Source organism: Actinomadura geliboluensis (genome assembly GCF_043197915.1).
Classification (GTDB): domain Bacteria; phylum Actinomycetota; class Actinomycetes; order Streptosporangiales; family Streptosporangiaceae; genus Spirillospora; species Spirillospora geliboluensis.
In genome coordinates this window covers 52,467-73,923 of the sequence record NZ_JBICUA010000009.1, presented here as the reverse complement: position 1 = coordinate 73,923, position 21,457 = coordinate 52,467, and the positions used below count along the sequence as shown (strand labels likewise).

General features: G+C 73.6%; 19 protein-coding genes. 2 read left to right on the top strand and 17 right to left on the bottom strand.

Annotated features, from left to right (window positions below):
* Positions 1–8 precede the first annotated feature (8 nt).
* Entirely contained in the window at positions 9–2,570 is a 2,562-nt protein-coding gene (locus ACGFI1_RS27495; protein ID WP_392789191.1) for a glycosyl hydrolase family 18 protein, read from the top strand.
* Between the two features lie 120 nt (positions 2,571–2,690).
* Here ACGFI1_RS27495 and ACGFI1_RS27490 read toward each other — a convergent pair whose 3' ends face one another.
* The 11 genes from ACGFI1_RS27490 to ACGFI1_RS27440 form a co-directional block, all read right to left on the bottom strand.
* Positions 2,691–3,398 carry a hypothetical protein gene (locus ACGFI1_RS27490; protein WP_392789188.1) on the bottom strand — a complete coding sequence of 236 codons (708 nt, stop codon included), beginning with the start codon at positions 3,396–3,398 and terminating at the stop codon, positions 2,691–2,693.
* Between the two features lie 16 nt (positions 3,399–3,414).
* Positions 3,415–4,716 carry an MCE family protein gene (locus ACGFI1_RS27485; protein ID WP_392789186.1) on the bottom strand — a complete coding sequence of 434 codons (1,302 nt, stop codon included), beginning with the start codon at positions 4,714–4,716 and terminating at the stop codon, positions 3,415–3,417.
* Positions 4,713–5,726, bottom strand: coding sequence for an MCE family protein (locus tag ACGFI1_RS27480; RefSeq protein WP_392789184.1), 1,014 nt, complete (start codon positions 5,724–5,726; stop codon positions 4,713–4,715). Before ACGFI1_RS27480 ends, ACGFI1_RS27485 begins: the two co-directional genes overlap by 4 nt.
* The gene (locus ACGFI1_RS27475) at positions 5,723–6,814 is read right to left on the bottom strand and encodes an MCE family protein (protein WP_392789181.1); all 1,092 of its coding nucleotides are present in this window, start codon (positions 6,812–6,814) and stop codon (positions 5,723–5,725) included. Before ACGFI1_RS27475 ends, ACGFI1_RS27480 begins: the two co-directional genes overlap by 4 nt.
* The gene (locus tag ACGFI1_RS27470; RefSeq protein WP_392789179.1) at positions 6,811–7,842 is read right to left on the bottom strand and encodes an MCE family protein; all 1,032 of its coding nucleotides are present in this window, start codon (positions 7,840–7,842) and stop codon (positions 6,811–6,813) included. The genes ACGFI1_RS27475 and ACGFI1_RS27470 overlap by 4 nt, the downstream gene beginning before the upstream one ends.
* Entirely contained in the window at positions 7,833–8,903 is a 1,071-nt protein-coding gene (locus ACGFI1_RS27465) for an MCE family protein (protein WP_392789178.1), read from the bottom strand. The genes ACGFI1_RS27470 and ACGFI1_RS27465 overlap by 10 nt, the downstream gene beginning before the upstream one ends.
* A gap of 1 nt (position 8,904) precedes the next feature.
* Positions 8,905–9,942 (bottom strand): MlaD family protein, encoded by a 1,038-nt coding sequence (locus ACGFI1_RS27460; RefSeq protein WP_392789175.1) that lies wholly within the window; start codon positions 9,940–9,942, stop codon positions 8,905–8,907.
* The gene (locus ACGFI1_RS27455; protein ID WP_364552825.1) at positions 9,939–10,805 is read right to left on the bottom strand and encodes an ABC transporter permease; all 867 of its coding nucleotides are present in this window, start codon (positions 10,803–10,805) and stop codon (positions 9,939–9,941) included. The genes ACGFI1_RS27460 and ACGFI1_RS27455 overlap by 4 nt, the downstream gene beginning before the upstream one ends.
* Positions 10,805–11,620: an MlaE family ABC transporter permease gene (locus ACGFI1_RS27450; RefSeq protein WP_392789171.1), complete on the bottom strand. Its 816-nt coding sequence runs from the start codon at positions 11,618–11,620 to the stop codon at positions 10,805–10,807. The genes ACGFI1_RS27455 and ACGFI1_RS27450 overlap by 1 nt, the downstream gene beginning before the upstream one ends.
* 240 nt (positions 11,621–11,860) lie before the next feature.
* Positions 11,861–12,511, bottom strand: a complete 651-nt coding sequence (locus ACGFI1_RS27445) for a nitroreductase family protein (RefSeq protein WP_386874071.1) — start codon at positions 12,509–12,511, stop codon at positions 11,861–11,863.
* Between the two features lie 28 nt (positions 12,512–12,539).
* A complete protein-coding gene (locus ACGFI1_RS27440) occupies positions 12,540–13,067 on the bottom strand; it encodes a VOC family protein (protein WP_138639212.1) in 528 nt (175 codons plus the stop codon).
* Between the two features lie 103 nt (positions 13,068–13,170).
* On the opposite strand from ACGFI1_RS27440, the gene ACGFI1_RS27435 reads away from it, so the two are divergent.
* Positions 13,171–14,445 carry an acyltransferase family protein gene (locus ACGFI1_RS27435; RefSeq protein ID WP_392789168.1) on the top strand — a complete coding sequence of 425 codons (1,275 nt, stop codon included), beginning with the start codon at positions 13,171–13,173 and terminating at the stop codon, positions 14,443–14,445.
* Between the two features lie 25 nt (positions 14,446–14,470).
* Here ACGFI1_RS27435 and ACGFI1_RS27430 read toward each other — a convergent pair whose 3' ends face one another.
* The 6 genes from ACGFI1_RS27430 to ACGFI1_RS27405 are packed head-to-tail and all read right to left on the bottom strand — an operon-like array spanning position 14,471 to position 21,436.
* Positions 14,471–15,163, bottom strand: coding sequence for a vWA domain-containing protein (locus ACGFI1_RS27430; protein ID WP_386874073.1), 693 nt, complete (start codon positions 15,161–15,163; stop codon positions 14,471–14,473).
* Positions 15,164–15,197: 34 nt separating this feature from the next.
* Positions 15,198–16,334, bottom strand: coding sequence for a hypothetical protein (locus tag ACGFI1_RS27425; protein ID WP_392789165.1), 1,137 nt, complete (start codon positions 16,332–16,334; stop codon positions 15,198–15,200).
* Positions 16,331–17,227 (bottom strand): protein phosphatase 2C domain-containing protein, encoded by an 897-nt coding sequence (locus tag ACGFI1_RS27420; protein WP_387075693.1) that lies wholly within the window; start codon positions 17,225–17,227, stop codon positions 16,331–16,333. The genes ACGFI1_RS27425 and ACGFI1_RS27420 overlap by 4 nt, the downstream gene beginning before the upstream one ends.
* On the bottom strand, positions 17,215–18,492 hold the full coding sequence (locus ACGFI1_RS27415) for a hypothetical protein (protein WP_392789163.1): 1,278 nt from the start codon (positions 18,490–18,492) through the stop codon (positions 17,215–17,217). Before ACGFI1_RS27415 ends, ACGFI1_RS27420 begins: the two co-directional genes overlap by 13 nt.
* Positions 18,493–18,497: 5 nt before the next feature.
* Complete coding sequence (locus ACGFI1_RS27410) at positions 18,498–20,651, bottom strand: hypothetical protein (protein ID WP_392789161.1); 2,154 nt, start codon at positions 20,649–20,651, stop codon at positions 18,498–18,500.
* On the bottom strand, positions 20,648–21,436 hold the full coding sequence (locus ACGFI1_RS27405) for a hypothetical protein (protein ID WP_392789158.1): 789 nt from the start codon (positions 21,434–21,436) through the stop codon (positions 20,648–20,650). Before ACGFI1_RS27405 ends, ACGFI1_RS27410 begins: the two co-directional genes overlap by 4 nt.
* Positions 21,437–21,457 lie beyond the last annotated feature (21 nt).

Genomic DNA, 21,457 nt, shown 5'->3' with positions numbered 1-21,457 from the left:
GTGTACGCATGCGCAGATTAATCGGCATCCTTCTCACGTTCGTCGTGGTCGCGGCGCTGGCCGCCGCGCCCGCGCGGGCGGCCGACCGGCTGACGGCGGCGTTCAGCCTGTCCGGGACGACCGGCAAGTACGTGGTCAGCAACCCCGGGACGACCGCCGTGACCGGCTGGAAGCTGACGTTCGAGCTGCCCTCCGGGGTGACGGCGGGCAACCCGCAGAACGCCACGCTGACGCAGAACGGCACGAAGGTCACGCTGACCCCGGCGTTCTACATCAACACCGTCAAGGCGGGCGGGAGCACCGACCCGTACAGCCCGACGTTCGCCCTCAGCTCGGCCGTCCAGCCGTCGAACTGCCTGCTGAACGGCGCGAACTGCGACGGCACCGGCGCGCCGCCGCCCGTCCTGAACGGGGTGACCGCCGAGTACACCGTCAGCGGGACGCAGGCGAAGTTCGTCGTCGCGAACCACACCTCCGCGACGGTGAGCAACTGGTCGATCGTGTTCGACCTGCCGGCGGGCGTGACGGCGAGCAACGCCGACAACGGCTCGATCAGCCAGAGCGGCACCACGGTGACGCTCAGCCCCGCCTACTACAACGCCTCGATCGGCGCCGGGCGGACCACCGACCCGTACAGCCCGACGTTCACCGTCAGCCGGTCCGGCGCGGAGCCGACGAGCTGCCGGGTCAACGACGCCAACTGCGACGGGTCGGCCGACGTCCCGCCGAACGCGCCCGGCGGGCTGAAGGTCACGGTCAAGACGACCAAGACCGTCTCCCTCGCCTGGGACGCGGCGCAGGCCGGCAGCCTGCCGGTCACCGCGTACGAGGTCTACAACGGCTCGACCCTGGCGACGACCGTCCCGGACGCGAACGCCACGGTCACCGGCCTCACCCCCAACACCGACTACACGTTCACCGTGAAGGCCCGCGACCGGAAGGGGAACCTGTCCCCCGCCAGCGCGCCCGTCACCGTGAAGACGAACAACCCCGCCGATGACACGCAGGCGCCGTCCGTCCCGTCCGGGCTGCACAGCACCGGCAAGGACTCCGCCAGCGTGAAGCTCGCGTGGACGGCCTCGACCGACAACACCGGCGTCGCGAACTACGACGTGCTGGTGGGCGGCAAGGTCGCGACGACCGTGACCGGCACGTCCGCGACGGTCGCGGGCCTGTCCCCCTCGACCGAGTACTCGTTCACCGTCCGGGCCCGTGACAAGTACGACAACCTGTCGGCGGAGAGCGCGGCCGTGAAGGTCACGACCGACGACGTCGTCGCGAACGGCTACGCGCGGGTCGGCTACTTCGTCCAGTGGGGCATCTACGGGCGGCAGTACTTCGTGAAGAACCTCGACACGACCGGCAACGCCGCGCGCCTCACCCACATCAACTACGCGTTCGCCAACATCGACCCGGTGAACCTGACCTGCCTGCAGGGCGTGACCAAGGGCACGACGTCCGACCCGCAGGACCCGAACCAGGGCGACGGCGCGGGCGACGCCGAGGCCGACTACGGGCGGCCGTTCAGCGCCGCGCAGTCCGTGGACGGCGTCGGCGACACCGGCTGGGAGAAGCTGCGCGGCAACTTCAACCAGCTGAAGAAGCTGAAGGCCAAGTACCCGAAGCTGAAGGTGCTGATCTCCATCGGCGGCTGGACGTACTCCAAGTACTTCTCCGACGTCGCCAAGACCGACGCGTCCCGCAAGAAGTTCGTCGCGTCCTGCATCGACACCTACATCAAGGGCAACCTGCCCGACTACAACGGCGCGGGCGGGCCGGGCACGGCCGCCGGCATCTTCGACGGCATCGACCTCGACTGGGAGTGGCCGGGCGCCGAGGGGCACGCCGGCAACCACATCGGCCCGGACGACAAGCACAACAACACGCTGCTCATCGAGGAGTTCCGCCGCCAGCTGGACGAGCTGACGAAGTCGACCGGCGAGCGGTACCTGCTGTCGGCCTTCACCCCCGCCGACCCGGCGAAGATCGAGGCCGGCTGGGAGCTGGGCCAGGTCGCCGAGTCCATGGACATTTTCAACATCCAGGGCTACGACTTCCACGGCGCGGGCAGCGACAACTCCTGGGAGCCCAACCGGACGGGCCACCAGGGCAACCTCTACACCGACACCGACGACCCGTACTCGTTCCACTTCAGCGTCGAGAACGCCGTCCAGCCCTACCTCGACGCGGGCGTCAACCCGCGCAAGCTGACCGTCGGGCTCGCCTACTACGGGCGCGGCTGGCAGAACGTGACCGACGGCGGCAAGGGCGGCGAATGGCAGGACGCGAAGGGCGCGGCGCCCGGCCAGTTCCAGGAGGAGGCCGGCACCCGCGGCTACAGCAACCTGATCTCCAGCCTGCCCAACTGCAGGATCGTCCACGATGAGCAGGCGGTCGCGACGTCCTGCTACACCGGCGACAACGGGCAGTGGTGGTCGTTCGACGACGCCTGGTCCATCCAGAAGAAGACGGCGTGGCTGCGGAGCAAGAACCTGCTCGGCGCCATGATCTGGGAGATGTCCGGCGACCCGGGCGTCCTGACGAAGGCCCTCGACGACGGCCTGAAGTGAGGCCCGGCCCGACGGCCTGAACCCACACGGCCTGAACCGCATCCCGTCCCCGATCCCAGGGCCGGCGTCGCTGCCCCGCTCGCGGCGCCGGCCCTGTTCCATGCCCCGACTCGGGGGGTATCAGCCGCCCGGCTTCGGCGTCGGGACGGCCTTCCCCGGGTTCTGCTGGTTTCCATCCGGGTCGGTCATGCTCTCGTTCGCCGCCCCGACCGAGGTGACGTCGGTGACCTTCCACTCGCCGCCGCGCCGCACCAGCCGCATGTCGAGGTAGGACCCGAGGACCCGGCGGGTGCCCGCCGTGCTGTGCACCTCGGAGTCCATGACGACGACCGCCTTCGCCGTCCCCGACTCGACCTCCCCCAGGTACACGGCCCGGACGGTCGCCGTCGCGTCCGCCTTCAGCTTGCCGATGACGCCTTCGAGCCCGCCGGTGAACGCCTCGTCGTAGGTCTTGGCGAAGTCGTCGGACGCCAGCGAGAGGACGTGGTTGCGAGCGTCCTGCAGCTTGGTGTGGTCGTAGCTGAGCAGCGCCTGCCCGAACTCGGCGGCACTGGCCCTGACCTGCGCCCGCTCCGCGTCCCGCTGCGCCGCCTGGTCGGCCTGGTACCACTGCATCCCGGCGGTGACCGCCGACCCGACGACCGCCACCGCGACCGTCGCCCGCACCAGCCACGCCTTGTCCGGCACCCGCCGCCACGCCCGCCGCGCGGGCTCCTTCTGGACGGCCTCCTTCTCGACGGCCTCCGGCTCCTCGGCCTCGGTGTCCTCCGCGACCTCGGGCTCCTCGGCCTCGGCGTCGTCCTTCGGGCGGGTGTCGGTCTTGCTCACGGGGTCCTCCAGGGGCCTATCGGGAACGGCGGCGCAGGGCGACGCGGAGGGTGTTGAGGACGGCGACGACGGCGATGAGGCCGCCGAGCACGGGTGGCAGGAGCGGCAGCCAGCGGGTGTCCCGGTCCGCCCCGCCGGCGTTCACCGGGCGCAGGTCGCCGTCCGGGGACGTGCCGGCGGGCGCACCGGTCCCGGCGTCGCCGCCGCCCGCCGCCGGGGTGGGCTCGACCTTCGAGGCGCCCTTCGCGGCCTGCGGGCCCTCCGCCCCGCTCGCCGCGCAGAAGGTGAGGTTCGGCGCGGCGGGCTTCGGGACCGGGGTGGTGTACTCGGTCGCCGCCTTGGCCGGTCCGGTGAGCGTGATGACGGGCGTGACCCGCAGGTACTTGCCGCTCGCGTCGGTCGCGGTGATGTCGGAGACGAGCGCCTGCAGCGTCGGGACGAGCCGCAGCACGTGGTTGATCTTCCGCTGGTTGGCGGGGGTCATCAGCGGCGCGGTGGGCGTCGCGGCGGCGGTGAGCAGGCAGTCCAGGCCGGGCCGGGCGTCCCGCAGCAGCGCGTGCAGGTTCTTCATGGCGCCGGGCCCCTGGGCGAGGACGCTGTCGAGGTCGCGGCTCGACTGCCGCAGGGACGCGGTGAGCAGCGCGAGGTCGTCCACGCCGGACGCGATATCGCCGCGGTGGGCGGTGAGCGTCGCGGTGAGGCGGGTCAGCTCGCGGGCCAGCGCGTCCAGCGTGCCGGCGTCGGCGGCGAGGGTGCCGGTCAGCCGGTGCGCGTCGGAGATCATGTCGTGCAGGTCGGTGCCGCGCCCTTCGAGGCCGGTGGCCAGCTCGTGGACGAGCGTCCGGGTGTCGCGCGGGTCGACGGCGTCGAGGGTGCGGCTGAGGCCGTCGAACAGCTGCTTGTAGTCGGTGGTCCCGGCGGTGCGGGCGACCGGGATGTGGTCGCCGGCCTTGAGCGTCCGGGACCCGGCGGACGGGGACGCCGCCGGGGTCAGCTCGATGTACGGCTCCCCGATCGCCGACTTGCGCAGCACCCGCGCCCCCACGTCGGCGGGGATCCGCGCGTCCCGGTCGAGGTCGAGGCCGACGGCGACGTGGTCGCCGCGCAGCCGGACCGTCCCGACCTCGCCGACCCGGACGCCGAGGTGGGTGACCTCCAGGTCGCCGTGCAGGCCGGGCGAGGACGCGAAGTCGGCGGTGACGGTGAAGGGCCGTTCGAGCGCCTCGATGTGGATGACGCTGCGAACCGCCCAGACCGTGAGGACGGCCCCGAGCACGGCGAAGAACACGAGGTTGACGGCGACGCGGGGATATCTCATGGGCGCGGCCCCAGCAATCCTTGGAGGTTCTGCCGTTTGCCGGACGTCCCGGACGCTGCCGCGGCGGCGGCGCCGGGGTGCGGCAGGAAGCCCTTGATCCACAGGAACAGGAGGGCCTGCCCGCTGGACGACACCGAGGGCCCGTTCAGGAAGTTCAGCACGGTCCCGGCGAGGGTCTTCAGCTCGTCGCGCCCGCGCAGCGCGGCGGCGAGCAGTTCGTCCGCGCGCTTCAGCAGTGCCGCGAGCCGCGCGGTGTGCCGCTTCTGCACCTTGGCGTTGACGGAGGTGGCGAGCTTCAGCAGCGCCTGGATGGTGCGCTTGAGGTTGTCGCGGTCGTCCTGGAGCCGCTGGGTGGCGAGTTCGACGTTGCCGGGCAGCCGCTCGAGGTCCTTGGAGCCCTTGCTGAGGGAGCGTCCGAGCCGGCCGAGGGAGTCGAGGGCGCGGCCGAGGTCGGCGCTGGCGGCGGCGTACTGGTCGCCGACGTCGGCGGCGCGGGCGATGAGCGTGTTGAGCTTCGTCCCCTTGCCGCCCAGCGCGGTCGCGGACTCGGCGCTGATGGTGGCGATGTCCTGGCCGCCGAGGGCGGCGAGCAGCGGCCCGACCTTCTCGCTGATCTGCTCCAGGTCGGGCTGGACGCTGGTGTTCCCGATCGTGGCGCCGGACGCCAGGAAGGGTCCGCTGTCCAGGCGCGCTCCGGCCGGCAGGTTGAGCCGCACGTAGTTCTCGCCGAGCAGCGACGACTTGGCGATGGTCGCCGTCGTCCCGGACGGGACGCGCTCGCGCAGCGACATGGTGACGCGGGCGCGGTAGCCGTCCAGCCGGATGCCGGTGACGGTCCCGACGCGGATGTCGGCGACCTGGACGCTGTGCCCGACGACGAGGCTCTGCACGTCGTCGAACGTGGCGTTGAGGGTCACGTCGCCGCGCGGCGCGCCGATGGTCTGCAGCGAGCAGCCCCCGGCGGCGACCACCAGGACGCACGCCAGGAGGCAGGTCACGAACGTTCTCATCCCCGTCCTCCCGGTGGCGGCTGGCAGTCCGCGAGCGTCGGCTGGCCTTCGAGGCACGGGATGTTCCCCCAGCCCATCGCGGTGAAGAGCGGCTGGAGCCAGGCCCGGACGGTGCCGTGCACGACGAGCCGGATGGTGGCGACGTGGTTGCGCTTGTCCCATGCCTGGACGGCGACGTCGGCGAACCGGCCGAGGCTGTCGATGGCCTGGGTGAGCCCGGCGACGTTGCCCTTGAGGCTGAGCACGATGTTCGACAGGTCCGCGACCGTGGCCGGCAGCGTCTCCCGGTAGGCGGTGATCAGCACGTCGCTCTTGCGGATCGCCGCGGCGAGCCCGGCCACGAAGTCGCGGAGCTGCGTGCGCTCGTCGGCGAGCGTCCGGCTGGTGGTGGAGAACGACCGCAGCAGGTCCGACAGCTTGCGGTCGCGCCCGTTGAGGTCGGCGGCGAGGCTGTGCAGCCCCTTCGCCAGGGACGCGATCTTCTCGTCCTGCGCGGCGAGGTCGCCGGTCAGCTCGGAGGTGTTGTGCAGGGCGTCGTTGATGCCCTGCCCCCGCCCGCGCACGGACCCGGCCGCGCGGTGGATCGCGGGGCCGAGCGCGCCCGCGTCGATCGAGGTGTTGAGCTTGGCGAACGCGGCGAGCGCATCGTCGATCTCGACCGGCAGCTCGGTGCGCTCCTGCGGGACGACCGTGCCGGGCTCGGCCTCCGGCATGCCGGGCTTCCACACCGGGTGCAGGCTGATGAACCGCTCCCCCAGCGCGTCGGACGAGTCGATCGCGGCGTGCACCCCGGCCGGGACGGGCACGGACCGCTTCACCTCGATGTCGACGCGGACCCGGTGCTTCTCGTCCTTGATGGAGGTGATGGTGCCCGCGTCGGCGCCCATCACCTTCACCTGCGACTCCTCGTAGAGGGACGGCGCCTTCGCGAAGTAGATCGTCATCGGGTAGGTCGGCTCGGCGGCGATGCCGCAGCCGCCGAGCGCCGCGGTCAGCACGAGCACGGCGACCGCCGCCACCGGGCGTCCGCGGCGGCGCGCCGGCGGGCTCCCCTCGGGGCTCATCGGCGGGCTCCCTTCGGGGCTCATCGGCGGGCTCCCTTCGGGGCGATGCGGGCGAGGTCGGCGAGGTCCTTCGGCGACAGCGGGCCGAGCCCGGTCGCGACGACCTCCAGCCACGGCCCCTGCCCGCCGGTGCCGGACAGCCCGGACAGCGTGGGCCCCGCCCAGGCGAGCAGCTGGTTGAAGTCGCCGGTCGCGGGGCGCAGGGTGCCGAGCGTGCCGCGCAGGTCGGCGACGAGCGTGAGCAGCTTCGCCTGCCGGTCGTCGATGAGCTGGGTGAGGCTCGCCACGGCCCGGTTGCCGGAGCCGAGGAACGCCGCCAGTTCGGTGCGGCGCGCGCGCAGCTCGTCGAGCATGGCCTGGACGTTGGTGAGCAGCCGGGACAGCTCGGCGTCCTTGGCGTCCGCGAGCTTGAGGATCCGGTCGCCGCCGTCGAGCAGCTTCTTGATCTGCGGGTCGGACTCGTTCACCGTCTCGGCGAGGCCCGCGAGGTTCGTCAGCGCGCGGCCGAGCCGGCCCCGGTCGTCGTCCCCGATCCCGTTCAGCTCGGCCACGATCTTGTTGATGGCCTTCGTGTCGAGTTTGGACACCGTGCGGGTGGACGCGTCCAGCACGTCGTTGATCGTCGTCGGGACCTGGGTGCGGTCCAGCGGGATGCGGCGCCTGCCGTCGGGCAGGTCGGCCAGGTGCGGGTCCGCGACCGGGCCGGACAGCCGCAGGTACCGGCCGCCGAGCACGTTCGCGACCTTGATCTCGGCGCGGGTGTTCGGGCCGAGGTCCACGTCGCCGTCGACCTTCCAGCTGACGACGACGTACCCCCTGCGGTGGTCGGGGCGGACGGAGCCGACCTCGCCGACCCGGACCCCGGCGACCCGGACCTCGTCGCCGGACCGCAGCCCGCCGGTCGCGGCGAACACCCCGGTGACGGTGTAGCGGTCCTGGAACAGGCCGCGCGTCCCGACCAGGTACACCGCGACGACCAGCGCGGCCAGCGTGCCCGCCGACACCAGCCCGACCGCGATCCGGTTGCGGTCGCGGAAGGATCTCAGTGCCATCGGCCACCCCCGACCATGAGGTTCTCCAGTTCCTTCGGCGTGTCGATGCCGGCGGCGCCCTCGCGGGGGCCGGGCAGGCGCGTCGGGTACGGGCAGGGCGGCGCGGCGAGCGACAGGCACGGGATCGCGGACTCCACGTACTGCCCGTTGTCGACGGCGGCGAAGATGTGCTGGAGCTTCGGCGTCACCGACTGCAGCACCTTCAGCAGCGTGCCGCTGTTGCGGTTCACCCCGGCCGAGAACGCGGACAGCTTGTCCACGACCTGGCCGAGTTCGCGCTCGTTGCCCGCGAGCAGCGCGTCGGACGTCCGGGCGAGGGTTGCGAGCTGGACGAGCGTGTCGTCGATCAGCTTGCGGTTGCCGGTGAACGCGTCGCTGAGGCTGACGAGGTCGTCGACGGCGGAGCCGATCTGCTTGTCGCGGCGGGCGATGACGCCGGTGACGGTCGCGTAGTCGTCGAGCATCTGCCGCAGCAGCTTGCGGCGCTTGGCGATCGTCGCGGACAGCGTGTCGATGTCGGCGATCAGCCGGTCGATGTTGCCGGCGTTCCCGTCGAGGGCCTCCGACAGCGACACCAGCACGGTGTTGACCTGCTTCGGGTCGAGGGCGCGGACGAGCGGGCCGAGCTGGTCGAGCAGGGCGCTGCCGTCCACGGCCGACCGCGTCCTCGTGATGTGCGCGCCGTCCCGCATCGTCGCGGTGCTCTTGCCGGGCACCAGGTAGACGACGCGGCGGCCCATCGCGTCGCGCCAGCGGATCGCGGCCTCGCTGTCGGCGGGGACCCGCACCGCGTGGCGGACGGTCAGGCCGACGCGGGCCTTGCCGTCCACCACCTTCACCTCGTCGACCTGCCCGACCGGCGCCCCGGCGATCTTGACCTGGTCGCCCTTCATCAGGCCGCTGGCGTCGTCGAAGGTCGCGGTGACGTGCCGGCCGCCGGCGGTGTCGACGCGGGCGATCTGCATCCCGATGACGGCGGTGAGGACGCCGGTGACGGTGACGAACGTGGTGAGCCGGACGACCAGCCCGATCCGGGCACGACGGGACAGGGTGGACGCCATGTCACCGCCCTCCCTGCTGCGGTGTGCCGCCGCCGTACGGCCCGCACAGGCCGAGGACCAGCTCGCACGGGTCGGTCGGCAGGTAGCCCTGGGTGCGGATGTAGTTCTTGCCGCCGGTGCCCTTCAGATCGGTCAGCTCCCCGTAGAGGGGCAGCAGCTTGTTCCCGGTCCGGACGGCGTCGCCGACGAGCCCGAGCTGCGCGTAGATGATGCGGGCCGTCCGCTCCGACGACCGGAACGCCTGGCCGAGCTGCCCACCGCGCTTGTCGAACCCGTGCGCGACCAGCAGCGACACGTCCGACAGCCCGTCGGCGAACCCGGCCAGCCGGCCGCGTCCCCGCGCCGCCGTGCCGATCAGCGCGTTCGCGTCCCCGGAGATCCCGACCAGCTCGTCGCCCTTGTCCGACAGGGCGCCGGACAGGTCGGCGGCGTCCCCGACGAACCGGCGGGCGTTGGCGCGGTTCTTGTAGGCGACGTCCAGCAGGATGCCGGTCTGGTCGATGGTCTGCCGCAGCCGCGCGCCCTGCCCGTGCAGGCCGGTCGCGACGGTGTGCACGATCGTGCCGACCCCCTTCGCGTCGACGGCGCCGAGCCCGGCGTCGGCGCGGGCGAGCAGGTCCGACAGGTCGCGCGGGTCGGAGGTGCGCGCGATCCGGGCACCGGACGCGAGGTAGGGCCCGGTGTCGGCGTGCGCGCCGGGGACGAGGGCGACGAACTTGGGCCCGAACGCCGACGCGGGCTCGATGGACGCGGTGACGGTGTCGGGGACCCGCGTCCCCGCGTCCAGCCGCAGGGCGACCCGGGCGCGGCCGCCGCCGGTGAGCGCGACGTCCGCCACCGACCCGACCGTCACCCCGCGGATCTTCACCGGGGTGCCGGCGCCGAGGCCCTGCCCGGCGCGGCCGAACTCGGCGGTCAGCACCGTGCCGGGGTCGCGGCCCGGCCGGGCGACCAGCACGTACAGCAGCCCCGCCAGCACGGCGAGCGTGACCGCGCTGATCAGCAGCCGGCGCGGCAGCGGGATCTCCTCGTCGATCATCCGGTGAGCCTCACGGTCGCGCCGTTGCCCCAGAACACGTAGGACAGCAGCAGGTTCAGGGCGACGATCACGATGATGGACAGCCGGATCGCGCGGCCCGCCGCGCGGCCCACCCCGGCCGGCCCGCCGGTCGCGTAGTAGCCGTAGTAGCAGTGGATGGTGATCACCGCGAAGGCGAACACCGCGACCTTGATCGCGCTGTAGACGAGGTCGATGGTCGGCAGGTACAGCCGGAAGTAGTAGTCGTAGACGCCGGGCGCGAGGTCGAAGAAGCTCGTGCTGATCAGCCGAGTGGAGAAGAAGCTCGCGAACAGCGCGATCAGGTAGAGCGGCACGAGCGCGATGAGCGCGGCGACGACGCGGGTGCACACCAGGTAGGCGAACGACCCGATGCCCATGACCTCCAGGGCGTCGATCTCCTCGGAGATCCGCATCGCGCCGAGCTCGGCGGTGAACGCCGACCCGCACTGCGCGGCGAGCGCCACCGCCGCGATGACCGGGGTGATCTCGCGGACGTTGGCGAACGACCCGACGAGGCCCATGAACGACTGCGCGCCGATCGACTCCAGCCCGGTGTAGCCCTGGAGGCCCACCTCGGTGCCGACGAAGAACGCCATCGTGAAGATCACGAAGATCATGCCGCCGCCGACGACGCTGGCGCCGACGCCCACGACCACGTCGCTGACGTGCCGGGCGATCGTCTTGGTGTACTTGCGGCGCAGGATCAGGTCGCGCGCCGAGTACAGCAGGATGCGGTGGACGAAGACCGGCCACTGGGCGAGGTCCCCGGAGCGCTGGAGCGCCGCCGCCCCCGCCTGCGCGGCGCGCGGCGCGATCCTCTCCATCACGGGCAGGTTCGCCATCAGATCCTCGGCGGGAACGCGACGAAGTACACCGTCGTGATCACGTAGTTGAGGGCGAACACGAGCATGAACGCGACGACGATGGCGCGGTTGACGGCGCGGCCGACGCCGACGGGGCTGGCCGCGCAGCTCATCCCCATGTAGCAGGCGACCACGGCCGCGATCACGCCGAACAGCCAGGACTTCAGCAGCGTCACCACCAGGTCGGACGTCTGGAGCAGCGACACCGCGCCGTCGAAGTAGGCGCCGGGCGTGACGTCCTGGAGCAGCACGTTGAACACGAACCCGCCGGCCGCGCCCGCGACGATGACGAGCGAGGCGAGCAGCGTGGAGACCAGGCTCGCCGCCCACAGCCGGGGCGTGACGAGCCGGTGCACCGGGTTGACGGCCATCGCCTCCATCGCCGACAGCTCGTCCCGGATGCGGCGGGCGCCCATGTCGGCGGTCATCGCCGACCCGCCCGCGCCCGCGATGATCAGCGCGGCGGCGATCGGCGCGACCTCGCGGACCAGCCCGACGACGACCGCGCCGCCGGTCGCGGACTGGGCGCCGAGCTGCGCGGCGAGCTGCCCGACCTGGAGCGCGACCGTCGCGCCGAGCGGCAGCGACACGAGGATCACCGGGATGCTGGTGACCCGGGCGAGGAACCACGCCTGCTCGGCGAACTCCCACGCCCAGGTGCGCACGTCCCAGGTCCGGCGGACGGCCTCCAGGGCGATGACGAACAGCTCGCCGACCTCGCCCAGCAGGCCGTGGACGCGGCGCGGCAGGCGGACGGCGGACCGTTGGACGGCGGACCGTTGGATGGCGGACAAGGCCGGGTTCACCTTCCCGTCGGGGGGCGGGAGAGCCGGCAGGCCCCGCGTGCGTCTGGCGCGAAGACGTGGGTCACACGGGGCCGCCGGGGCCGGGGTGGCAGGTGCCTCTCCTGTGCCACCGCACACTAGAACAACTATTGGCGGGGTGGCAATAGCTTATTGGCGACCCGCCAATAAGACTTCGGCCGACGGCCCGCCCGCGTCCCCGGAGGGCCTCACGGAAGGTTCAGGAGGGTGTCACCAGCGGTCGATGTGCAGGACCTCGTCCAGCGGGACGCGCGCGGCGGGACGGAACGTGTCGCCGGTGTAGAAGGCGGTCGGCAGCAACGCGCCCTGCCGGACGTCCTCGGGCAGGCCGAGCAGTTCGGCGACCTCCCGCTCGTACACCAGGTGCAGCGACGTCCAGGCGGTGCCGAGGCCGCGGGCGCGCGCGGCGAGCGCGTAGTTCCACGCGGCCGGCAGCAGCGAGCCCCAGAGGCCCGCCTGGTTGCCGCCCGGCAGCTTGCCGCCCTCCACCCGCAGGCACGGGATCACCAGGACGGGCACGTCGCCCATGCGCTCGGCGAGGTAGGCGGCGCTGTCGCCGACGCGGCGCTGCACCTCGGCGCGGCCGGGGTCGTCCTTGTAGAGGGAGCCGGCCGACTCCTTCGACGCCGCGTACGCGGCGAACGAGCGCCGGTAGTACTCGCCGATCGCCGCGCGCTGCCCGGCGTCGGTGACGACGATCCACTGCCAGCCCTGCCGGTTGCTGCCGCTCGGCGCCTGCAGCGCGATCTCCAGGCATTCGCGGACCAGCCCGAGCGGCACGGGCCGGTCGAGGTCGAGGCGCTTGCGCACGGTGCGGGTGGTGGTCAGCAGTTCGTCTGGGCTCAGCGGCGGTGTCGTCATGCGCCCATCGTGCCCCAGCCGCCCGGCGTCACTCGGTGCCGACCACCGGGTTCAGGAACACCTCCTTGGCCTCCTGCGGGGTGAGGTCGGTGCGGCCGGTGAGGTCGTTGCGGGGGTCGGTGAAGCGGAACCGGTAGCCGCGCGGCGGCAGGTGGCCGATCTCCCACCAGTTGCCGTCGAGGTCCTTGAGGTAGAACGAGTAGACGCCGTGCTGGCGGACGGGCTTGTTCAGCTCCTTCACGCCGTAGTCGTCGCTCACCTCCGCGATGCGCGCGTACGCGGCGTCCACGTCCTCGTCGCTGCCGACGTCGATCCCGTTGTGGTAGAGCAGCGGCATGTCGGGGCGGTCCGGCTTGGACTCCACGCACACGTACGCGTGGTCGCCGCCGAGCCGGATGTAGAGCGCGGCCATCATCGGCTGGACGACTTCCAGCCCGAGCACTTCCTCGTAGAAACGGCGGGTCGCCGCCACATCGGTGATCTTGAGCGTGCCATGGGACAGGAAACGGGACTTGATCAGCGGTTCCCTGGTCGAGCGGTGCGTGATCGCGGGCATGAATCGCTCCCTTTCGGCGCCCTGAGCGGACGCGCCGGCCACCGTACTCACCTATTTCACGGCAAATAACCGATTTAGGGAAGCTAACGACTACCCTGTCCCAATGGTCGTCACTTCCGGCGTTTCCTCCGCTACGTCCAGGCTTGGGTGGCTTGATGCGCTGCGCGGCGGGGCGGCGCTGGCGGTGGCACTGCACCACGCGAGCTACGTGTACCTCCCCGCGCTGCGGGTGCGCCTGGCCGACTGGTTCGACCCCGGACTGTTCGGCGTGCTCGTCTTCTTCCTCGTCAGCGGCTACATCGTCCCGGCGTCACTGGAGCGGCGCGGCAGCGTCCGCGGGTTCTGGATCGGCCGCTTCTTCCGCATCTACCCGCTGCTCGCCGTGACCTGCCTGCTCGCCGTCCTGCCGTTCCTGCTGGGTGTGCTCGGGCTGCGCGCCGGGCTGGAGAAGTACTCCCCCGCGACCGCGATCGTGGCGCACCTGACGATGCTGCAGGACCTGCTGAACGTCCCCAACGCGATGAACGTGCTGTGGACGCTCTCCTACGAGATGGCCTTCTACCTGCTGATCGTCGCGCTGTTCGTGGTGGGCCGGCACCGCGGTTCCGCGCAGGCCGCCGTCGTGCTCACGGTGGTCGCGCTGGTCGCCGTCACGCTGACGGCGGGCGGCCTGCTGACCGGCGCGTACGCGCCCGCGGCCCTGCTGTCGCGCACCGCAGGGACCGGCCCGGTCGTCGCGGTGACCGCCGCCGCCCTGCTGGTGGCGATCGCGGCGGCGGTGTCGCGGTGGGCCGCCGCCCGCACCCTCGGCGGGCTCCTCGGCGGCCTCGTCGCCCTCGTGCTGGTCTCCGCGAACGGCCGCGTCAGCGCCTGGGAGAGCCTCATCCTGCTCGCCACCATGTTCGCCGGCACCGCCGTCCACCGCGCCGAGCACGGCCAGATCACCTGGCGCGCGGGCGCCGCGGCGGGCGGCGCCGTCCTCGCGGGCGCGCTCGCCGCCGGGCTGTGGCACGCCGCCCCCTACGGCCCCAACGCCCAGCTCGTCTGGGGCGGCGCGGTCGTCGCCGCCGCCGTGACGTTCGCGGCGGCGTGGCGGCTGCGGCACCACCGCTTCCCCGCCTGGGCGACCGGCCTCGGCACCATCAGCTTCTCCCTCTACCTGCTGCACCCGCTGCTGCTGATGGTCGCGGCGCAGTTCCTCGGCGCGTCCGAGCGCGAGGACGCCGTCGGCCTGTCGGTGTTCCTGCTGGTCCTGGTCGCGGCCAGCTGGGCGTCCCACCGCTGGATCGAGGCCCCCGCGCAGCGCCTCGGCCGCCGCCTCTCCCGCGCCACCGCCGCCCCGGAGAAGGCGGCGCTGCCGCAGGCCGCCGTCCCCTGACCCGCCCCGCCCCCGCGCGGCCCGGTCACTGCTCGACGTACTCCTCGGACAGGGCGCGGTACCCGGCGACGTCGTCCGGCAGCCGCAGCTCGCGGGCCTGCATCGACGCGACCATGCTGCTCAGCATCCCGTTCATCGCCTCCGGCAGCGCCCGCGTCGCGTCGCCGAGGGCCGGGTCCGCCATGTAGGTCTCGACCGTCGACATGCCGCGCAGGACGTCCTCGACGGCGTCCCCGAACCCGAACGAGATGACCCGGGCGTGCCGCCGCCAGCCCGGGTCGACGAGCGCGCGGTGCGCCTCCCGCCACGCCGTGTCCGGACGGTCGGTCGGCGCCCCGTCCGTCAGCAGGAACACCACCGGCCGCAGCACGCTGTAGCCCTTCTCCTGCAGCAGCGGGACGTCGATGTCGATCCGGTCGCGCAACATCTCGAACAGCGGGCCGAAGTTGGTGCCGCCGTGGCAGCGCAGCACCGGCATCTGCCGCATCCGCGTCAGTTCCGTCATCCGCACGACGACGTTCGGCACCGACGAGAACGTGACGATCGACAGGTGCACGAACTCCGCGACGCGCGGATTCAGATACAGCTCCTTGATGATTTTGGCGAGGGTGTCGTTCAGCAGCGCCTCGTGAATCTGCATCGACTTGGAGACGTCGAGCGCGATATAGGTCGGCATGCCCTTGCCGCGACCGCCCTGCGCGCCTGTTCGCTCGGTCATTTTCGGATGTCCTTCTTCTGGTCGATTCGATGTGTCAGAAAAGGGCGGAAGCGAGACCCGCCAGCGCGAGCACGGCCAGCACGCCCAGGCACGCGACGATCAGCGGCAGGACGTAGCGGTCGAGGCCGCCGGCCGCCGGTCCGGCGGCGTCCCGCTCGAACGGGTCGTCCTCGATGCGCGGCCGAGCCGACGGCGGGGCCGAGGGCCGGACGGCGGGCCGGGTGGGCGTCTCGGCGGGCGGCGGGGCCTCCCGCCGCGGCGGCGGTGCCGGCGGAGTGCGGCGGGACGCGGGGCGCGCGTCCAGTTCGCTCTCCAGCAGCTCCAGCAGCTCCCCGGAGCTGGGCCGCAAATCCGGCGGGTCGTCGATCGCGCATTTCAGGGCGTCCCCGAACGGCCCCGCGCGCAGCCGCCCGCCAAGGGCGTCGAGGGCCGGATGCGGGTCCTGCCCGCGCACGCCGGTCAGCGCGCGCAGCACCGCCACCGCGATCTTGTAGCGGTCGGTGCGGACGGTGAGCCGCTCCCCCGGCCGCACGGCGGGGTCGTCCCAGGAGTTGCATTCGACCCACGAGCGCGACGCCAGGCCGCAGCCGTCCATGTCGATGAGGAAGACGCCGCCCGTCTCGCGCGCCCAGAACAGGTTCGCGTACGACCAGTCGCCGTAGACGACGTCGCGGCGCTCCAGCACCGCGCCGACGCGCAGCATGTTCCGCGCGACGCGGACCCGTTCCCGCCGGTCCGGGACGGCCATGTCGCGCGCCTCGTAGAACTCGCGGTCGTCCTGGACGAGCTGGTCCAGGCTGAGCGGCATCGGGTCGGACGCCCCGAACGGCGTCCGGACCCGGACGAAGAACTCCGCGGGCGCCTTCGCCATCACGACCCCGACCGTCCGCCCGCCCGACTCGACGCGGCTGACGGGCCAGCAGGTCGCCGCGTCCACCACGGCGCGCTCGGCGGGGCTCATCGCGGCCGGCAGCGCGATCAGCCGGTCGAGCACCTCGGCCGGCTCCTCGGGGAAGCCCGGCTTGTACCGCTTCACGAGCCAGCCGGGGTGGGCGGCGCACTCGTACACCATCGTGGACTGGCCGTTCTCCCCGGCGATGCGGGCGCCCTCGGCCGCCACGTCCGGCAGCTGCGTGACCGGCCCGAACGGCCGGTCCGACCACGCCCTCACCGGTCGCACCAGATCACGACGGCGGTGCGGTCATCGAGCCGCCCGCGGGCGTCGTAGCCGACGTCGGCGACGAACGAGGCGATGTGCGGCGGCCCGGCCCAGCGCTCGGCGAACCACGGCGCGGCCCCGCCGGCGAGCACGTCCCCGATCCCGTCGGTCGCGAGCGCGAGCACCGCGCCCGGCGGCACCGTGACGCGCGCCGTCCGCGTCCGGCCGGGGTGGAACGGCAGGAACTCGGTCAGCACGTCCTGGTCGAGGCCCTCCTTGTCGGTGCCGGTCAGCCGCGTCCAGCCGGCGCCGGTGCGCAGCCACGCGCTCACGTCCGCCAGCCACGACAGCCAGACCGGGCGCGTCCCGTCGGGCGCGGGCTCCACCGGCACGGCGGCGGCGAGCGCCGCCGCGCGCACGTCGTTCTCCGTCACCTTCTGCTGGGCGGCCATGCCCGACATCTGCCGGGCCGCGTCCAGGAACAGCGCGGGCCCGTCCGGGTCGGCGCCGCGGCCGAGGTCGGCGCGCAGCCGCGCGACGAGCGCGGTGGCCGCGACGTTCGCGCCGAGATGGGAGCGGCTGCTGTCGGACATGCCGTCGGCGACGGCCGCCAGCAGGAACCGGCGGCCCGGGTCGCGGCCGAGCCGGTAGGCGTCCTGCCGGTGCTGGGCGGGCTCGGCGCAGCGGTGCCCCGGCCCGACGAGCGACGCGGCCCGGACGGTCAGCGCCCCGACGGTGACCGCGTCGGCGGCGATGCCGGAGATGGCGGGCTCGTCCGGCAGCCGCCACGGCATCCGGGACTGCCGGGCGCCCGCGCCGGCCGGGCGCGGGAAGTCCATCTCCGGGCCCCCGGCCGGTACGGCACCGGCCGGGGGCGTCGGGCGGCGGCGGCTCAGGAGTCCCACGGCATCGGCCTCCAGGACTCCACCCCGTCCTCCGAGCGCCCGCGCAGCTGCTCGGGCATGACGTCCTCGTCCGCACCGGGCCCGGCCGCACCGCCGGCCGCACCGGACCCGGCCGCACCGGAGCCGGCCGCGTCCCGGTCGACCCGTCCCGCGATCATCGGGGGCTCGGGCGGCGACGGCGCCGGGATCTCCCGGGTGCCGAACAGGTCGGTCCGGCCCTCCGGCTGCAGGACCCCCGTCATCGGGCCGAGCAGCCGCTCCAGCATCTCGTTGACCTGGGCCGGCCGGATGATGTTCGCCGAGATGGCGGTGTTGTACAGCTCGATGACCCGCTGCTCCTTCAGCTGCTCGTGCTCCCGCATGTCGGCGATGAGGGTGCCGACCCGCTCGGGGTCCTGCGCCAGGTAGCGCAGGAACAGGTCCGAGCTGGTGCGGATCGAGCGGCGCAGGTCGTCGACCTCCTCGTTGGTGAGCTGCCGCTCGACCCGCGCGTCCTCGAACCGCTCCTTGCGCCGCCGGGTCCGCTCGTCCGCGACGACCCGGACGTAGCAGCGGCGCACGCCGATGCCCTCCGCGTAGTCGCGGGGCTCGGCGCGCAGGCGGTCGGCGAGCGCCGTCTCCACCCGGGCGACCTGGTCGATCTCGAACTGGTGGCAGACGGTGCGCGCCACGTCCAGCAGCCGGGAGCGGACGAGGGCGGCGCCGTCGGTGATGCCGTTCCCCACCACCGCGACCGGGTCGGTCACCGCCCACTCCGCCTCGATCGTCAGCTCGAACCGGGCGAGCTCGGTGCGGCTCGGCACCGAGTCGACGAACACGTCCCGGCGCAGCGTCGTGTCGACCTCGACGCGCCACTCGTAGCGCGGGCCGAGGAAGCCGAGCGGGTTGCGGGCCCGCCGGGCGGTCAGCTCGACGGGGCGCGCGTCGCGGTCCGAGTAGACGTAGGAGCGGCCGGGCGGCGCCGCCGTGCGGGGGGCCTGCCGGGCGGGCAGCCAGCCCACGATCAGCGGCGCGGACGGCCCGGACGCCGCCGGGGCGAACCGCTCGGGGAACGACTCCGGAAGCGGCGGGCCCGCCGGCTGCTGCGGGCCTCGCGGGGCCTCCGGAAGCTGCGGAGACTGCGGGTACTGCGGCAGTTGCGGCGACTGGGGAGGCTGCTGGGACTGCGGGACCCGCGGAGGCCGCTGCGGACGCGGGGGCTGCGGGGGCGTCGCTCTGTGCTCGCCCCGCCGCCCGCCTTCGTCGTCTTCCCTGTGCTCGGCCACCTGCATCACCTTCCGTTGAGCGCGGTCAGTACGTCACGGGCGCTGTCGGGCGCGCCGCCCTCGGCCCAGCCGCGCGCCGTGTACTTCAGCGCGCGGGCGACCGTCCGGTCCGTCGCGATCGCCTGGGCGAGCCGGGCCAGCGAGCGCCGGACGACCGGTGCCCCGTCCGCCGTCCGCGCCCACTCGGTCAGCACCTCGTCGGCGTCCTCCTGGAGGACCGGGTCGTGCAGGGTCTCCCGCCAGAGCGCGGCGATGTCGCGCATGCGGTCGGCGTCGGCGGCGGCGACGTGCAGCAGGCCCGGCCAGTCGAACGCGTCGCCCGGCATCCGCCGGACGAGCTGGCTCGCCGCCACCAGGAACGCCAGCAGCGCGGTGATCCGGCGGTTCTCGTCGTCGCCGGCCGCCCACTCCAGCAGCCGCCGCGGGACGTCCGCGCCGTCCCAGCCGTCCTCCCACATCTCGGTGACGGACTCGCACACCGCCGCGGCGACCGCCACGTCGTCGTCGGCGGCGCGGCGGCCGAGCCAGTCGAGCGCGGCCGAGACGCCGCCGTCGACCGACTCCACCCGCCAGGCGCGGGCCGCGCTGGCGCGCAGCTCGACCGACTCCTCCGGGTCGGCCCAGGTCTTCAGCATCTCCCGCACGGGGGCGCGCAGCGCGGGACGCTGCGTCACGGTCACATGCAGCGCGGCGGCGGCGACCGTCCGGTACCGGTAGTCCCCGTCGGCGGCCATCGGCTCGATGACGAGGGTGTTGACCAGGTCGAACGCGTCGGCGCCGAGGAACCCGAGCGCGACGGCGGTCCGGGTCCGGACGGTCTCCAGCGGGTGCTCGGCGCACCACCGCAGCCACGCCAGCAGGCGCGGACGCTGCTCGTCGAACTCGCTCCAGAAGTAGCCGAGCACCTTGCCCTGCGCGTTCGGGTCGAGGTAGCGGACCACCCGGGTGGGCGCGGTCGCCCCGTCCCGCAGCCGCACCGTGGACGGGACGGTGCGGGCGCCGATCAGGTCGAGCCACTTGCGCCGGGTCGGCCGCAGCGGGGCGTCGAGGCGGCGGAGCGAGTCGCGGTGCGGCTCGCGCGTCTCCAGGTCGTCCTTCAGGCTCATCGCCGCGAGCGCGACCGTCTCGTAGGGCTCCCCGTTCAGCACGGCCGTCGCCACCGCCATGCACTGGACGGACAGGCCGCCGAGCCCGGCGAACCACTCGGCGCGCTGCTCCCCGTCGCGCAGCCGGAGCGCCTGCTCGGCGGTGCGGGCCAGGGGCAGCGCGTCGCGGTGGGCGTTGTACAGCTCCTGCGCGACCGCCCGCGCCTGGCCGGGCGGGCCGTCCCCGCCGAGCTGGGCGTCCAGCAGCTCCGGCACGCCCTCCTCGGTGAGCACGGCCCGGGCCCGCCGCCCCAGCCACAGCGTGAGCAGGGCGGCGGCGATCTCCCGGCGGTCCCGGACGCGGCCGGGCCGCAGCACCAGCTCGGCCGCCCGGGGGTCCGCGGGCACCGTGTCGACCGTGATCACCAGCCGGGCGCCGGCGTCCTCCAGCAGCCGCGTGACCTTGTCCAGGACGAAGTCGGTGAGGGCGTCCGTCCGCCGCGGCTCCCGGTAGACGTACCCGGCGCCGCTCACCAGGTCGTCGGCGGTCAGCTCGTCCAGGCCGGCGGCGGGGTCCACGCGGAACAGGGCCGTCCCGGCGCCCGCGTCCGCGCCGCCGGCGGCCTCCTCCCGGGCGAGCACGTGCAGCAGGCGGCGCGCCGCCGCGTACCGGCCGGTGTCGGGGGCGTCCTGGAGGATCACGATGCGGTGGTCGCGGGCGCGCCGGCACAGCTCGTCGAAGCCGTCGGGGTCGACGAAGGCGCGCTCGGTCTCCTCGATGTGCCGCTGCGGCAGCGGCGCGACCGCGCCGCGCCGCCCGCCGGGCGCGGTGAAGGTGTAGTTGTGCTGGTCGCCGCCGACGTACTGCGCGGCCCGCACGAACCCCGACAGCGCGTCCCGCTCGGTGCCGATGCGGTCCTGGACGGTGCCGCGGCGGCGCTGCTCGTTGAGGACGTCGGTCCGGGACCGTTCGGCGTCGCCGGGCTTCGGGTCGCCGCCGGGCTCCTTGTCGGGCTTGTCGCCGCGGGCCTCGGGGTGGACGGGTGGCCGCTCGTCCGGTGCCGGGTCGCTCATGGACGGCCTCCGTAGTAGTGGTTGTGCTGGTCACCGCGGATGTAGGTGCGCGCGTTGACCTTCTCGACATGGACGGACCCCGGCGGCCGCGCGGGCGGCGGCTCAGTGGGCTCGGTGGGCTCGGTGGGCTCGGCGGCCGGCTCCCGGCCCGTCCGCCCCGGCGGCGGTGCGCTCTGCTCGGCGGCGGCGCCGTCCGGGAGGTCGAGGGTGTGCGGGTCGGGCCCGCCGGGGAGCCAGAACCAGCCGTCGCCGTCGCGGTCGCCGTCCAGCCGGGCCACCCGAACCCGCCGCAGGTCCCCCGGTTCGAGCGACGTCATGCCCGCCTCGATCGACCCCCGGAACACGAACTCGGACACGATCACGGCGAGGTCGGCGTCCGCCCGGTCCAGCGCGGTGCGCAGCGGGTCGGCGTTGCACAGCCGCGTCACCGCCACCGGCGCGGTCCCGCTGAAGCCGTTGGTGACCTCGGCGGTGGGGCCGTGGTGGATCGCGAGCCGCATCCGGGCCCGCGCCCGGTCGGCCGCCAGCCGGTTCCGAGCGCGCAGCTCCCCGTTCAGCTCGCGGACGAACCGGCCCACGAGCACCTCGGCGGGCACCCCGTGCGGGAGCACCATCAGCAGTCCGTCGCCGCTGCCCTGCTCCTGCCACCGCGCGGCGTCCAGCCCGCAGTTGCCGGCCGCCTCGCGCAGGGAGTCGACGAGGGTGCGCTGGAGCAGTTCCTGGACGTTCTGCGGCGCGGCTCCGTAGCCCTGGAGGTCGGCGGCCATGACCGTGCGGTAGCTCATCGGCCCTCCCCGCCTGCGGGC